This is a genomic window from uncultured Aquimonas sp. (assembly GCF_937888285.1).
Taxonomy (GTDB): domain Bacteria; phylum Pseudomonadota; class Gammaproteobacteria; order Xanthomonadales; family Xanthomonadaceae; genus Aquimonas.
Map to the genome: position 1 here is coordinate 66963 of NZ_CALART010000007.1, position 14651 is coordinate 81613.

9 protein-coding genes are annotated in these 14651 nt (G+C 70.0%); 4 read left to right on the forward strand and 5 right to left on the reverse strand.

Features of this window, described 5'->3' with window-relative positions:
• Positions 1-147 precede the first annotated feature (147 nt).
• Positions 148-1074 (forward strand): hypothetical protein, encoded by a 927-nt coding sequence (locus Q0654_RS01325; protein ID WP_298849702.1) that lies wholly within the window; start codon positions 148-150, stop codon positions 1072-1074.
• An 82-nt stretch (positions 1075-1156) separates the two neighbouring features.
• Here Q0654_RS01325 and ntrC read toward each other — a convergent pair whose 3' ends face one another.
• The 3 genes from ntrC to pepQ all read right to left on the reverse strand — a co-directional run bounded on the left by ntrC (position 1157) and on the right by pepQ (position 5207).
• The gene (gene ntrC / locus Q0654_RS01330; protein ID WP_298849704.1) at positions 1157-2557 is read right to left on the reverse strand and encodes a nitrogen regulation protein NR(I); all 1401 of its coding nucleotides are present in this window, start codon (positions 2555-2557) and stop codon (positions 1157-1159) included.
• Positions 2547-3608 (reverse strand): ATP-binding protein, encoded by a 1062-nt coding sequence (locus Q0654_RS01335; RefSeq protein WP_298849706.1) that lies wholly within the window; start codon positions 3606-3608, stop codon positions 2547-2549. The genes ntrC and Q0654_RS01335 overlap by 11 nt, the downstream gene beginning before the upstream one ends.
• 285 nt (positions 3609-3893) lie before the next feature.
• Positions 3894-5207 (reverse strand): Xaa-Pro dipeptidase, encoded by a 1314-nt coding sequence (gene pepQ / locus Q0654_RS01340; protein ID WP_298849708.1) that lies wholly within the window; start codon positions 5205-5207, stop codon positions 3894-3896.
• Between the two features lie 71 nt (positions 5208-5278).
• Between pepQ and Q0654_RS01345 the strand changes: the two genes are divergently transcribed.
• A complete protein-coding gene (locus tag Q0654_RS01345; protein WP_298849710.1) occupies positions 5279-7867 on the forward strand; it encodes an EAL domain-containing protein in 2589 nt (862 codons plus the stop codon).
• A gap of 180 nt (positions 7868-8047) precedes the next feature.
• On the opposite strand, the gene Q0654_RS01350 is transcribed toward Q0654_RS01345, so the two are convergent.
• Positions 8048-8395 carry a PilZ domain-containing protein gene (locus Q0654_RS01350; protein WP_298849711.1) on the reverse strand — a complete coding sequence of 116 codons (348 nt, stop codon included), beginning with the start codon at positions 8393-8395 and terminating at the stop codon, positions 8048-8050.
• Positions 8392-10932: a DUF1631 domain-containing protein gene (locus Q0654_RS01355; protein ID WP_298849712.1), complete on the reverse strand. Its 2541-nt coding sequence runs from the start codon at positions 10930-10932 to the stop codon at positions 8392-8394. The genes Q0654_RS01350 and Q0654_RS01355 overlap by 4 nt, the downstream gene beginning before the upstream one ends.
• A gap of 491 nt (positions 10933-11423) precedes the next feature.
• Between Q0654_RS01355 and Q0654_RS01360 the strand changes: the two genes are divergently transcribed.
• Together Q0654_RS01360 and Q0654_RS01365 are read left to right on the forward strand one after the other, a co-directional pair.
• Positions 11424-13700, forward strand: coding sequence for a DPP IV N-terminal domain-containing protein (locus Q0654_RS01360; RefSeq protein WP_298849714.1), 2277 nt, complete (start codon positions 11424-11426; stop codon positions 13698-13700).
• A 140-nt stretch (positions 13701-13840) separates the two neighbouring features.
• Positions 13841-14452, forward strand: a complete 612-nt coding sequence (locus Q0654_RS01365; protein ID WP_298849716.1) for a hypothetical protein — start codon at positions 13841-13843, stop codon at positions 14450-14452.
• Positions 14453-14651: the final 199 nt, after the last annotated feature.

The following is a 14651-nucleotide window of genomic DNA, read 5'->3' on the forward strand; positions in this document are numbered from 1 at the left end:
CCATTGCTTCGGAGTTCCCGCCCGCGGCCGATCGCGACTTGCAACGGACTGTCGGATCCGGAAGCTGTTGCGTCTGCTTCCGCCATGCCAGCGTGCGTGAGCTGCGCTGACATTTTCCATTGCGTCCGCCTGCAAGATTTTCCTGACATGACTGCATCACGCATGCGCTTCACGCGTCTTCGCATTGCCCTGCCAGCGGTGGCCCTCGTCGCTGCAGCCGTGCTGGTCGCCCTACTCGCCCCTGCAGCCGGCGAAGTCACGCTCGCAGTCCGCTGCGACGGCGCGCAGTCAGGCGCGCACTTCAAGACCTGTGTGATGACGGCCATCCGTCAGACGCCGCGCACTACGGCGCCCGGCGGACGCTACTGCAGCCTGAATGTGGTCGATGGCAGCGCCCGCTGCTTCCGCGTATTGAAAGTGGCAGGGCAGCATTTCGCCTGGCAGGAGGCGGTACCCGATTTCATCGCGGCCAGGCTGTCCCTGCTGTCGCAGGCCTATCGGCTGGATGCCGATGGCTTCCATCTCCCGAGGCAGTACACAACCGATCAGTCCATCCTGGCGCATGGACCACACGACCCGGTGCGGGTCTCGGTCAACGGCCAGCACTCCAGCGAACGCGGCCGCATGGACCGGGCCGTGGAGCGTTGCCTGTCCGATCTACGCTGCATCGAACGGATCGACGCAGCCCTCACACTCCGCGTGAGGGCGAGCGCGCGGCATGCGAATGCAGAGATGCCGACTGCCGCAGGCTGGGTGGACTGGAGATACTTTCCTGCACAGCTTGGGCCTCCCGCAGTCGTCTGGTTCTGCCGCGGGTCCGATTGCGCCCGGTACCACTTCGCGAACGGCGGCGCGACGTTCAAGGAGACTCGCGCTGGCCGTGGCGCTGGCGCCGGCTACGGTAACCCGGACCGTGGAGAGAGCCTTGCGTGGGCGAGCACGGACGCGCAGGACATCTGGGCAGGCATGCGCCGGGCCGGGTATCCGATGACGGATGAGCCACGGGATCAGCCACTGCTTTGCCGCTGGTCCCGTGGAGCCTTCCAAAGCTGCGCCTGGGTCGATCCGCGCTGAGCGGCGGCCGGCTCTGCACAGCCAGCCGCGGCCGCTGTCGGCGCACACAACCAGCCAGCGCGACCGCCCGTCCCCTGCGCGCTCAGCCGCGCCGCCGACTCGACCCCAGCTTGCGGGTCAGCGTATTGCGCCCGAGGCCCAGACGTTCTGCCGCCTGCTGACGGTGACCGCCGGTGACGGCCAGGGCTGCGTTCAGCATGACCTGCTCGAAACGCTCCAGCGCCTGCGGGTAGAGCTCGCCCTGGCCCGAGCGCAGCGCGCCCTCGGCCCACTGGCGCAGGCTTTCCTCCCAGCTGCCCGTCGCCGGGGCCTTGCTGCGACCGCGCAGGCCCTCGGGCAGGTCGGCCACCCGCACCACGTCGCCGGGCGCCAGCGCGGCCAGCCGCCAGCACAGGTTCTCCAGCTCGCGCACATTGCCCGGCCAGTCGTGGGCGATCAGCGCATCGAGGGTGGCGCGGTCGAAGCGCTTGCCGCCGGTGCCGAGCTTGGCCACGGCATCGGCCAGGAAGCGCTGCGCCAGCGCGGGCACGTCCTCGCGACGCTGGCGCAGGGCCGGAATGTTCAGGCGCACCACATCCAGCCGGTGCAGCAGGTCGGCGCGGAAGCGGCCCTGCTCGACCAGCGCGTCCAGCGGCTGATGCGTGGCCGCGATCACCCGCACGTCGACGCGGATCAGCTCGCGGCCGCCGATGCGGAAGAACTCGCCCTCGGCCAGCACGCGCAGCAGCCGCGTCTGCAGCGCCGCCGGCATGTCGCCGATCTCATCGAGGAACAGGGTGCCGCCGTCGGCCTGCTCGAAGCGGCCGTGGTGGCGACGCGCAGCACCGGTGAACGCGCCGGGCTCATGGCCGAACAGCTCGCTCTCCAGCAGTTCGGACGGAATCGCCGCGGTGTTCAGCGCGACGAAGGGCGCCTGCGCGCGCGGCGAGTGGCGATGCAGGGCGCGCGCGACCAGCTCCTTGCCGGTGCCGGTCTCGCCGATGATCAGCACCGACAGCGGCGCCTGCGCCAGCTTGCCGATGGCGCGGAACAGCTCGCGCATGGCCGGCGCCTCGCCGACCAGGTCGGGCGTATCGCGCGCGGGCGGCGTCGGCGGCGCCGGTTCGGCCTCGTCCTGCTGCAGGGCGCGCCGGGCCATCGCCACGGCGGTGTCGAGGTCGAAGGGTTTGGACAGGAAATCATGCGCGCCCCCGCGGAACGCGCCCGCGGTCGAGGCCACGTCGGTGTACGCGCTCATCACGATGATCGGCAGCTCGGGATGGTCGGCCTTCAGCACGTTGAGCAGCTTGAGTCCATCCATCTCCGGCATGCGCACGTCGGTGAACACGGCCGCGGGCGTCGACTTCGCCAGCGCCGCCAGGGCCGGGCCGGGGCCGTCGAATTCGCGCACCTCGAAGCCGGCGTCGCGCAGGCCCTCGGCGAGCACGAAGCGCACCGAGCGGTCGTCGTCGATCACCCACAGGTGGGAGGGCTTAGTCGCCATGGTGAGCCTCCTCGCGGTGCTCGTCGCGCACCGGCAGCAGCAGGGTGAATACGGTATGGCCCGGACGCGAGCGGAAGCTGAGCGCGCCGCCGTGCTCGCGCGCGACCTGCTGGGCCAGCGCGAGGCCCAGGCCCGAGCCCTCCGGTCGGCCCGAGACCAGGGGCAGGAAGATGCGCTCGGCCAGGGACTCCGGCACGCCGCGACCGTTGTCCTCGACTTCGAGCTTGAGCGCCAGCCGATAGCGCAGTTCGCCGATCAGCACGCCATGCTCGGCGCGCGAGCGCAGGCGCACCACCGAGGCGCCACTCTGCAGGGCGTTGCGCACCAGGTTCCACAGCGCCTGCACCAGGCGGTCGGCATCGGCGGGCAGCTCGGGCAGGCTGGGGTCGTAGTCGCGCAGCAGCTGCACCGACCAGCCGGCCTCGGCCTCGGCGAGCAGGCGCACGCGCTCCAGCACCGAATGCACATTGGTGGCGACCAGCTCGCGCGGCGCGGTCGGGGTCAGCAGGCGCTCGACCAGGTCGGTCAGACGCGCGGTCTCGGTGAGGATGACTTCGACATAGCGGCGGCTGTCGGCGTCCTCGATCCGCCGGCCGAGCAGCTGGGCCGCACCCTTCAGGCCCGCCAGCGGATTGCGCACCTCATGGGCCAGCCCCTTGAGTGCCGCGTGCAGGGCCGCCGGCAGCACGCTGGGGTCGGCGCCGGGAAAGGCATCGGCCGGGTGGAATTCGATCAGCAGGCCACCCGCGGGCAGGTCGGGCGCGGGCTCGAAGGGCGTGAGGTAGACCTCGGCGAAGCGCTCGTCGCCTTCCCGCTTCAGGCGCAGGTGGCGGCCACGCAGTGAGGTCTGCTGCTGCAGCACCTCGGTGGCAGCGGCCACGAGTTCGCCCTCGCCGCCGTCGATCAGGGCCAGCGGCTGCTCCAGCAGACGCCGCCGCGACAGGCCGAGCCAGGCCGAGCAGGCCGGGTTGAGCTCGCGGATCTGCTGCGCTGCATCGATCAGCAGCAGGGGCGTGGCCAGGCGCTGGAAGGGCGCGAAGCGGCTGAGCATGGCGGGTCCGAGGCGCTGGGTTTGCGCCATCGTGGTGCAAGTCCGGCGAGGAAGGAAGCCCGGGCCTGCCGGACACCGCCAACTCGCCGCGGCAGCGGCCGAGTCCTGCGCGCGTGCCGCCCGCTGTCGACGACCCGGCTGTGTGGCCGGCCAGCGTGATTCCGTTCACGCCTCGGCATCACGCTTGTGTCTGGCCTGTGACTTGCTTGCGCTGAGCGCATGTCTCCGTCCGCGCCCGCAAGCCCCGCCGTCGCCCACCGCAAGAGTGCCGTGGCCCGCGGGCGCTCAGGCGGCGAACGCGTCGCGGCTGAGGTTCTCGGGATCAGCCTCGGTGCAGACCACGTCGTCCTCGATGCGGATGCCGCCGTAGGGCGCCAGCGCGTCCACCCGCGTCCAGTCGATGTGACGCGCATGGTCACTCGCGCGCAGCCGGGCCAGCAGGCTCTCGATGAAGTACAGCCCGGGTTCGATGGTCACCGCCATGCCCGGCGCCAGCGGCCGGGTCAGGCGCAGGAAGGGGTGGCCCTCGGGGCGCTCGATGCGGCCACCGTCCTCGCTGGCGGCAAAGCCGGCGACGTCGTGCACCTGCAGGCCGATCAGATGGCCGAGGCCGTGCGGGAAGAAGGTCGAGCTCAGGCTGGCGGCAATGGCTTCATCCAGTCCGCAGCGGATCACGCCCGCCTCGATCAGCAGCGCGCTCAGCTGGCGGTGGCAGTCGAGGTGCAGGTCGCGGTAGTCCCGGCCGGGGCGTACGCCGTCAACCAGCTGGCGCTGCACGCGGTCGACGCCGGCGAGCAGTGCGGCGAAATCGCCGCTTTCGCCGCTATAGGTGCGGGTGATGTCGGCGGCGTAGCCGGCGCAGCTGGCGCCGGCATCGATCAGCAGCGAGCGGCGCTGGGCCGGCGCCACGCGGTCGCGATGCTGGTAGTGCAGGATCGCCGCATGTTCGTTGAGGCAGACGATGCTGCCGTAGGGCAGGTCGAGATCGCCGTGGCCGCTCGCGGCGAGGTAGGCCTGGTGCACGCCGTGCTCCGAGGCACCGGCGCGGAAGGCCGCTTCGGCGGCGCGATGGCCGGCCACCGCGCGCCGGCTGGCGCGGCGCATCAGCTCGATTTCGTAGGGAGTCTTGAAGGCGCGATGGAAATGCAGGTAATCGATCAGGGCCGGCGGGTTGTCGGGCACCCAGGCGCCGACCGCGGCTTCGGGCTCACCGACGATGGCGCACTGCGCCGGCGGCGGCAGCAGGGCGGCGAGTTCGCCCGGATCGCGGATGATCGATATAGTGCACTGCTCAGTCCAATAACCTGCCGGGTCCGCCGGCGGCATGTGCCAGAAATCGTCCGGCTGGAAATAGAACAGATGCGGCTTTTCGCCAGGGGTGATCTTCAGCCAGCAGTCCGGATGCTCGTCCAGCGGCAGCCAGGCCTTGAAGTGCGGGTTGATCCGGAACGGGTAGGGGCGGTCGTCGAGGAACTCGTAGCGGGTCGCGCCGGCGGCGATCAGCAGATGTTCGCGTCCGACCCGCTCCAGGGCGGCGGCGCTGCGCTGCATCAGGGTCTGGACATGGGCGCGGTGAAGCGGGGCAAGGTCGACACTCATGGGCGGGCGGGCGGGCTGGGATCGGGCCGCCAAGCATACCGGCCCGCCTGTCTTCGACCGGAGCGCGCGGCGTGAATGCCTCCCTCGCCCATGCCAGCGTGCGGCGGCCCCTGATCGCGGGCCTGATCGCGCTGCTGGTGGGACTGGCGCTGTCGGCCCTGCTGGCGCGCGAGCATGCGCGCCTGCTGAATGCCCAGCAGGAGGCCAGTCTGGGCTGGCTGGCCGACCGCAGCGCCGCCGGACTGCGCGCCCAGCTGGAGAACTGCGCGCTGCTGGTGCGCTCGCTGCAGGCCCTGTTCAACGCCAGCGGCGAAGTCGAGGCCCATGAGTTCCAGCGCATGTACGAGGACCTGCAGCCGCGCCGGCTGTTTCCGGCACTGCGTTCGCTGGCCTATGCCGAGTACGTCGCGGGCGACCCGCCGCGCTATCCGACGGTGTTCTATGCGCCCCTGCTGGGCAACGAGCGCGTCTCGGGCCTCGACATCGCCACCCAGCCGGCCAACCTGCGCGCGCTTGAGCGCGCCCGCGATACCGACGATGCGGCCATGTCGGAAGTCTTCGACCTGGTCCAGCTCGGCCTCGACGGCAAACCGCTCAAGGGCTTCATCCTGCGCCTGCCGATCTACGGCCCGGGCCCGCGCCCGCTCGACATCGAGGAGCGCCAGCGCCGCTTCATCGGTTCGCCGGCGGCCTCGTTCTCGATCAACGAACTGCTGGCGCGGGTGCTGCCCGAGGACAGCGAGCAGATCGCGCTGACCGTGCGCGACGTCAGCGACGCCGAGCCCGTGCAGCTCTATCGCAGCGGCGAGGGGATGCAAGACGCGCGGGTCGAGCGGCGGCTGTTGGAGTTCGCCGGTCGCCGCTGGCAGCTGGAGATCGCACCGCTGCCGGAGTTCTCACAGTCATTGCGGCTCATCCCCTTCGTCAGCTTCGGCTTCGGACTGGTCGCGAGCCTGCTGCTGGGTGCCCTGTTCTTCAACGTCGCCCGCACCCGCGAAACCGCGCTCAGCCTGGCCGACCAGATGAGCCGCCGCTTCCGCGAGAGCGAGGAGCGCTTCCGCGCCCTGACCGAGCTGCTGCCGGCAGCGGTCCTGCTGGCGCGCGCCGATGATCGCGTGGTCTACCTCAATTTCGCCGGGCGCCAGCTGCTCGGCGTCGACGGCGGCAGCGCCGACCTGCAGCTCTCGGCGCTGTTCGAGGACAGCACCGTGGCCGAACGCCTGCGCGGCAACTCGGCCGAAGTCGAGGGCCTGAGCACGCGCGTGCTGCGCCCCGACCACAGCGGCTTCTGGGCCTCGGTGTCGCTCACCGACATCGTGCTGGAAGGCGAACCGCACCATCTGGTGGTGATCCAGGACAGCACCGAGGCACATGCGCTGACCGAACGCCTGCGCCACCAGGCGGCCCACGATGCCCTGACCGGCCTGCTCAACCGCAGCAGCTTCGAGCAGGCCCTGCGCGACACCGCCCAGGCGGGCACCGTGCGCTCGCGGCAGGCCGCCCTGCTCTACCTCGACCTGGATCAGTTCAAGCTGGTCAACGACACCGCCGGCCACGATGCCGGCGACCGCATGGTCAGCGAGCTGTCCAGCCTGCTGCTGGCCTGCATCGAGCCCACCGACGTGCTGGCGCGGCTGGGCGGCGACGAGTTCGGCCTGCTGCTGCGCGGCGCCAACCGTCACCACGCCCTGGCGGTGGCCGAGAGCATCCGCCAGACCGTGCGCGCGCATCGCTTCGTGTTCGAGGGCAAGCAGCACTCGCTGACCGTCAGCATCGGCGTGGTGCTGCTCGACCAGGCCAGCTCGCGCGATACCCGCGAGCTGCTGGCGCTGGCCGACACCGCCTGCTACATGGCCAAGGAGCAGGGCCGCAACCGCGTGCATCTGACCGCCTCGGACGACATCGAGGCGCGCCGGCGGCGCGACGAGATGGCCTGGATCAACCGGCTCAAGCAGGCGCTGGCGGAGAACCGCTTCGAGCTGCACTACCAGCGCATCCAGCCGCTGGCCGAGCACGGCGAGGGCCACCTGGAGCTGCTGCTGCGCCTGCGTGACGAGCACGGCCGGCTGGTGCCGCCGGCGGAGTTCATCCCGGCCGCCGAGCGCTACGCGCTGATGCCGGCGATCGACCGCTGGGTGCTGCAGAACGCGCTGGCCGCGATGCGCCGCGGCAAGGTCGCCGACGCCGGGCTGTGGGCGATCAACCTGTCGGCGCACACCCTGGAGGACGACAGCTTCGCCGACTTCGTCTGCAGCGAGCTGGGCAAGAGCGGCGTCCCGGCCTCGCGCCTGTGCTTCGAGCTGACCGAAACCGCCGCGCTGACCCACATGGAGCGCGCGATGGCCTTCATCCAGCGCATGCGCGCCCTCGGCTGCCGCTTCGCCCTGGACGACTTCGGCTCGGGCATGTCCTCGTTCGGTTATCTCAAGCAGCTGCCGGTGGACCTGGTCAAGATCGACGGCAGCTTCATCCGCGACATCGAGAGCGACCCGATGAGCCACTCGATCGTGCAGGCGCTGACCGGCATCTGCCATCAGGCCCAGGTCAAGGTGGTCGCGGAGTTCGTCGAGAACATGGCGATCGCCGACATCCTGCGCGCGCTGCAGGTCGACTACGGGCAAGGCTATGCCCTGCATCGTCCGCAGCCGCTGGAGTCCTGAAGACCAGCCGGGCCACGTCGCCGGACTCCAAGAACGGGCGCTGGGAAGCGCATCCCAGGGGCTGTTCAGCCGCCGCGAACCCAGCCCGGGCCCTTCGGCCACGACGACTCAAGCGCTCGCGGTCGTATCCATGCGCACTCGATGGGCGGCTGTCGGGAAGCGCGGACAGCCAGAGCTTGGCTAGTCGTACTGCGAGCCTGGCGCTTCCACCCAGGCGTGCAGGTGGGTGGCGTCCTCGGGCGCGATGTCGACGAAGCGGAAGCCCGACCAGTACTGGCCCGGCACATGGCTGGGTTCGGACCACAGCTGGTGCACGCCGACCTCCAGCGTGCGCTGACGCAGCTGCGCGCTGCCGAGGGTGAACCGGAACTGGAACAGCGCGTCCTCCATCAGCGGCGCCGAGGCCATCAGCATCATGCCGGTCTCCGACAGATTGCCGATCCGGCCGACGCTGAGCTCGGTCATGCTGTCGAACACTTCGATGGCCTCGCGGGCCTGCTTGCGCTTGGCGCGGCGTGATTCGTTCATGGGGTGGCTCCTGCCGGGGCGCGCTGCGAGAAGCTCTTGAGCGCGCCCATGATCGACTGCCAGGCGCGGTCGATGACGGTGCCCTGCTCGGCCATCACCACCTTGACCCGCCCTGCGTGCAGTTCGCGCGCCAGCCATTCGAGGCTGTGTTCGGCCGCGCGCTGGCCGCGATGGTTCACGAACAGCGCATTGCCGGTGACCGTGCTGAACCAGGACATGCGCCGGCGCACGCTGCCGCCCTCTCCTTCGGGGAACTCGAACCAGGTGCCGAAGGGCAGGTGGCGGATGCGCTCGAACTGCGCGCGCTCGGCCTCGCTGAGCGGCGCCGGGGCGGGTGCTGCCGGCGTGGCTTCGGCGGTTTCACTGGTCTGCCCCAGCCGCACCCGCGACTTCAGCTTCATCGCCAGTTCGGTGCGGCTGTTGCCCTCGCCTTCGGGCTCGGGCTCATCTTCGCTGGCGAGCAGACGGCCTGTGATCGCGGCGGCGTCGCCATCGTGATAGCCGACCTTGACCAGGGCACGCTCGATGTCCTCGCGCAGCTGCGCAAGCACCGCCGGCGGCACCGACTGGCCGCTGCCGATCTGGATCAGCTGCTCGGCGATGTCGAGCTGCTGCCGGTACAGCGGCGAGTCCTCGCCGCCGCGCAGCAGCGACAGCGCCAGCACGTCCGACCAGGCCTGCTGCAGCAGGGTCGACAGGAAGCGCGGCACGCGGCGGCCCTGCAGGCGCTGGTGGATCGCCTGCTCGGCGTTGATCCGCGCCAGCTCGAGCTTCTCCTTGCCGCGGGCGGCCTCGACGTGGCGGCGCTCGGCGACCTCGGCCTTGCGCGCCAGCGTCTGCATCTGCTGCTGCAGATCGCCGACCAGGCTCTCGAACACGGCCGAGTCGCCCATGTAGTCGTGGGTGGCCTTGTCGACCACCACGCTGATCTTCTCCAGCAGGCCGCGATCGGCCTCCTCGGGATCCAGCAGCCAGCTGGTGCCGGTCTCGGCAACCACGTTCAGCATCTGCCGCGCGGGATGCTGGCGACGGGTGAAGAAGCCCTTGTCCGCCAGCGCCACCCGCAGCATCGGCACCTGCAGCTTGGTCAGCAGGTCGGCGACCGGGCTCGACTGCTTGATGTCGCGCAGGATGTGCTCGTACAGCAGGGTCATCAGTTCGATGACGTCCGACTCCTCGGCGCCCAGCGAGGGGCTCATGCCGGGTGGCGTCACCTGGCGCAGCTGTGCCAGCAGGTCCTGCTTGAGATGGGTCAGCGTGCGCGGGGCAGGCTTGCCTTCCACCAGCACAGGCGCGGGCTCGCGCGCCTGCAGCAGGGACAGCACCGCCTGCACGTCGTCGCGCGAGGCCACGTGTGCATTCGGCGGCGGCTTCGCCTGGGCACCGCCGAGCTTTCCAAGCAGCGCGCGCCGACCCGCCAGCAAGTCGCGCAGCATGTCGAACATGCGCACGTCCGCGGCGCCGGTCTCAGCGGCCGCATGTTCGCCGCCCATGTCCATGGGCTCGGGGCTGGCCGTGCCCGGCCAGGCGGTATAGGGCCGCGGCCCGCTGAAACCGGGCGCGGGCGGCGCATAGCCGGCGCCCAGGCCGGGCTCGCTGGGGTCGCGATAGGGCACGGTGTCAGGCTGGAAGCCCGCCGCGCCTGGTGGAGCCTCGCCACGGCCCTGCGGCATCGGCGGGCTGCGTCCCGGGGCGGGTCGCTGGGGCATCTGGGCCGCCGCCGCACCCGGAGCGCGCTCGCCCGGCGCCTTCGGCTCGGGCGCAGTCTTCTCAACCGCCGGCTTGTCGGCGGCGGGCGCTTCGTTCGCACTGCGCGGCGCGGCCGCCTTGCGATTGGGCGCGAAGGACAGATTGGGCAGCACCCGCTCGCGCGCCAGGAAGCTGTTGAGCGCTTCGTAGAGCGAGCCGATCAGGCCCATGACCTGACGCTCGAACTGACGGTAGATCAGCAGACGGTATTCGTTGTTGAGGTCGAGCGTGGCCACCGCCGAGCGCAGGAAGCCGCACAGCGCGCGCGGCCCGACCGGCAGGCGCTCGGCTTCGAAGGCCGGCCGCCCGGCGATCACGCCGAAGCGCTGGCCCAGCAGGAACAGGGGCAGGCTGTGGCGCACCTCGCCGCGGCTGGCGATCTCGCCAAGCAACATGTTCTGCTCGAGTTCGACATCGGCCACCAGGCTGAGCTCGCCGAAGGCCATGCGCGTGTCACCCGAAGCCAGCGGGCTCTGCTCAGGAGGATCCTTGAGCGTTGCCAGTGCGCCTTCGAGCGCGATCAGGAAACGCGGCACGACGTCGGCGCGTCCGCGCTTGATCTCGCGCAGGGCCTCGAAGCAGGAGGCCTGGATGTCGCCACTGCGCGCCTGGTCGGCAAGCTTGAACAGCTGCTGCTCGGTTTCATCCAGGGTGAGCTTCAGGCCGCGCTCGAGTTCGTCGGATGCGAACTTGAGCACGCCCTCGAGCAGCTGGCGCACGCGCCGCGGCAGGGCGCGCTGGGACAGCCGCACGCTCGCACCGGCATCGGCGAAGCCGGACTTCAACATGGCGCGAGCTCCGCCCGGCGATGGCGCAGCGCGGGCGTAGGGGAGGAACCTGGGCCTTGCAAGCCGATCGGTGAATTCATGCGCGGAGGAAATCCTTGGGCGCCCGCACCGCCGCGGGCATGCTGCCGAGCTCGTGTCCTGTCATCCAGGCGCCACAGCCGTTGAAGCCGACAGGCAATAAATGTGCCGTAGCTCACATACTGTCACGGCGGCATCCAGGGTGCGAGTTGCGGTGCCAGCGGTGTCAGCCAGACCGGTGGCGGCGTCAGATTCTGACGGAATTCGGCGCCGCCAGACGCCACGCCCCGAGCGCCCGCGGCGACTGGCCCTTGCACCCGCCGCCCGCCTCGGTTCCCATCCGGGTTCCGCCGTCGACCCCCCACCGGTGAACCATGCCGCGCGCCACCCTCCGCCAGACTGCCGTCGCCGTCCGCCTGTGTCGCTCAATCGCCGCCCTTCGGCTGCGCCCCCCGTTCCTGTTCGGTCTGATCATGAGCCTGACCTCCGCCCTTGCCGCCGCCGCGCAGCCGCTGACCCTCGAAGCCCTGACCGGTGAGCAGCCGCTGTCCGGGCCCTCGCTGATGCAGCCGAAGATCGCCCCTGACGGCGCCCGCGTGACCTTTCTGAAGAGCCGCGACGAGGACCGCTTCCGCCTCGATCTGTGGGAGTACCACATCGAATCCGGCGAGACCCGCCGCCTGGTCGATTCGCAGGCGCTCGTGCCCAATGAAGTGCTGTCGGATGAGGAAAAGGCCCGCCGCGAGCGCCAGCGCATCGTCGGCCTGACCGGCATCGTCGATTACCACTGGGCGCCGGACGGTCGCCGCCTGCTGTTCCCGCTGGGCGGCGAGCTCTACCTGTACGACCTCGGCGCCGAGCCTGGTGCGCAGGTGCGCAAACTGACGAACGGGGAAGGCTTCGCCACCGACCCCAAGGTCTCGCCCAAAGGCGGCTACGTCAGCTTCATCCGCGGCCGCGACCTGTGGGTGATCGATCTCGCCGATGGCCGCAGCCATCGTCTGACCTCGGACGGCAGCGAGGTGATCGGCAACGGCGTCGCCGAGTTCGTCGCTGACGAGGAGATGGACCGCCACACCGGCTACTGGTGGGCGCCGGACGACTCGGCCATCGCCTACGCGCGCATCGACGAAACCCCGGTGCCGATCCGCGAGCGCTTCGAGATCCACGCCGACCGCAGCACCATCGTGCAGCAGCGCTATCCCGCCGCCGGCGAGGCGAACGTGAGCATCAGCCTGCATGTGGTGAACCTGGAAGCAGCACTGGCGCCGCCCAAGGCCGTGCCGGGCCGCATCGACACCGCCGAAGGTCCGCGCACGGTGATGCTGCAGGACCGCATGCAGGCGCCCAAGCCGGTCGACATCGATCTCGGCCCCGAACGCGACATCTACCTGACCCGCGTCAACTGGGCGACACCGCGCCTGCTCAGCTTCCAGCGCCAGTCGCGCGACCAGCGCCGGCTCGATCTGGTACTGCACGATCTGGACAGCGGCCAGCAGCGCGTACTGCTGACCGAAACATCCGACACCTGGGTGCCGCTGCACCACAACCTGCGCTTCCTGAAAGACGGCCAGCGCTTCCTGTGGAGCAGCGAGCGCTCGGGCTTCGAGCACCTCTACCTCGGCGACCTCGCCAGCGGCGCGCTGACGCCGCTCACCCGCGGCGAGTGGATCGTCGAGGACGTGCTGGGCCTGGATGAGGACGCCGGCCGTGTCTACTTCAGCGGCACCCTCGATTCCGCGCTGGAGAAGCACGCCTATGCGCTACCACTCGCCGGCGGCGAACCCAAGCGCCTGACCGCCGCCGGCGCCTGGCATGAGGTCAAGTTCGCCGACAACGCCAGCGTCTACGTCGACAGCTGGAACAGCCCGAGCACGCCGCCGCAGATGGAGCTCTACCGCGCCTCGGGCGAGCGCATCGCTGCCTTGATCGACAACGCGCTCGACGCCGAACATCCCTATGCGCCGTATCTGGCCGCCCATCTGCCGATGGAGTTCGGCACGCTGTTGGCAGCGGACGGCGAAACCGAGCTGCACTACAGCCTGATCAAGCCGGCCGGCTTCGATCCTGACACCCGCTACCCGGCGGTGGTGCTGGTCTACGGCGGCCCGGCCGCGCAGACGGTGAAGCGCACCTGGCAGGTCGACTACAACCAGTACCTGGCCCAGCAGGGCTATGTGGTGTTCTCGCTGGACAACCGCGGCACCCCGCGCCGCGGAGCCGGGTTCGGCGGCGCGCTGTACGGCAAACAGGGCACGGTGGAAGTCGACGACCAGCGCCGCGGCGTCGCCTTCCTGCGCGGACTGGACTTCGTCGACGGCGAGCGCATCGGCGTCTACGGCTGGTCCAACGGCGGCTACATGACCTTGATGCTGCTGGCCCGCGCCGGCGAGGACTACGCCTGCGGCGCGGCCGGTGCCCCCGTCACCGACTGGGCCCTGTACGACACCCATTACACCGAACGCTACATGGACCTGCCCCAGCGCAATCCGGAGGGCTACAGGCAAGCCTCGGTATTCACCCATCTCGATGGGCTGACCAAGCCGCTGCTGCTGCTGCACGGCATGGCCGACGACAACGTGCTGTTCGTGAACAGCACGCGGTTGATGTCCGAACTGCAGGCCCGCGGCCAGCCCTTCGAGCTGATGACGTATCCAGGCGCCCGCCACGGCCTGCAGAAGAAGGATGCCCTGCACCGGTTCCGGGTGACCGAGGCGTTCTTTGCGCGGTGTCTGGGGGCGGCGGGCTGAGGGTCTGTGGCAACGCTGAAGAACTCAGCGCTGCCGCGCGCGTTGGTGGGCGCACCCGCTGGTCAAGGTCAGGATGGGCTTGATGACTGTTGCGCTGGTCCAGCTCCTCTTCGACCTGGCCTTCTGGCCCCGTGGATCCCATGACAAAGTCTTGGGCGATGGGAGCAGCGCTCGGTGTACTGCTGACCGCGTCGGCGGGAGCGCAAACGTCTGCAGACATCAAGGGCGAGGTGTGGCTGCCCGGTGGGCCGATCGTGCCCCCGGGCGCCATTGCGCGAGTGCATCTGACCGCCACCAATCTAGGCCCTGACACAACGATTGGCAGCGTGGGCGTCGGTGCGGCTTTCACCCCGAATGTGGGGAGCCGCAACTTTGAGCTCCTGCAACTGGATGAAACCCCGCCGTGCACAGTGCGCGCTACGGTGTTCGTGGCGCCGCCAGGCCAGCTTTCCACCGTCGTGGTGTCCATCTTCATGGAGCGCATGCTTGCTCCCTCCGAATCGGCGACATGCATCGTTGGGCTGCGGACCTTTCCCGAATCGCCCGCGGTTCAGAGGGTGAGGTTCGGGTTCGCGCCGTTGACGGAAGACCCTGATCCTTCCAACAACAGGGTGAGCGTGGAGATCCGGACTGGCAGTCCACCACCCTCAACGCAGCCCATCGAGATTCCTACGGCCTCATCGCAAGCCCTGCTCTTTCTTCTGGTCACGGTATGTGCCGCTGGTTCAGTCGTTCTGCGTCGGACGGTTTGATCCAAACGGAAAGCACCGCGATTGGAAATGCGTGAGGTGACGTCAAGGGATGCGTGCCCCCTGGCCGGCTTCGGCTTTGGCTTTGGCTTTGGCTCTGCGCTCCTGCGGGCAGGAGCCCGCGCTCTTCCACGGGGCCCCTGGGGAGCGGCGGGAGTTCGTGGATCAGCCCGCAGGGGCGGCCGCAGGGATGCGGCCGATG

Coding starts and splice junctions, on each gene's coding strand:
- Q0654_RS01355 (WP_298849712.1), bottom strand. CDS start 10,932: ATGTTGAAGTCCGGCTTCGCCGATGCCGGTGCGAGCGTGCGGCTGTCC.
- Q0654_RS01360 (WP_298849714.1), top strand. CDS start 11,424: ATGAGCCTGACCTCCGCCCTTGCCGCCGCCGCGCAGCCGCTGACCCTC.
- Q0654_RS01325 (WP_298849702.1), top strand. CDS start 148: ATGACTGCATCACGCATGCGCTTCACGCGTCTTCGCATTGCCCTGCCA.
- Q0654_RS01335 (WP_298849706.1), bottom strand. CDS start 3,608: ATGCTCAGCCGCTTCGCGCCCTTCCAGCGCCTGGCCACGCCCCTGCTG.
- Q0654_RS01350 (WP_298849711.1), bottom strand. CDS start 8,395: ATGAACGAATCACGCCGCGCCAAGCGCAAGCAGGCCCGCGAGGCCATC.
- pepQ (WP_298849708.1), bottom strand. CDS start 5,207: ATGAGTGTCGACCTTGCCCCGCTTCACCGCGCCCATGTCCAGACCCTG.
- ntrC (WP_298849704.1), bottom strand. CDS start 2,557: ATGGCGACTAAGCCCTCCCACCTGTGGGTGATCGACGACGACCGCTCG.
- Q0654_RS01365 (WP_298849716.1), top strand. CDS start 13,841: ATGACAAAGTCTTGGGCGATGGGAGCAGCGCTCGGTGTACTGCTGACC.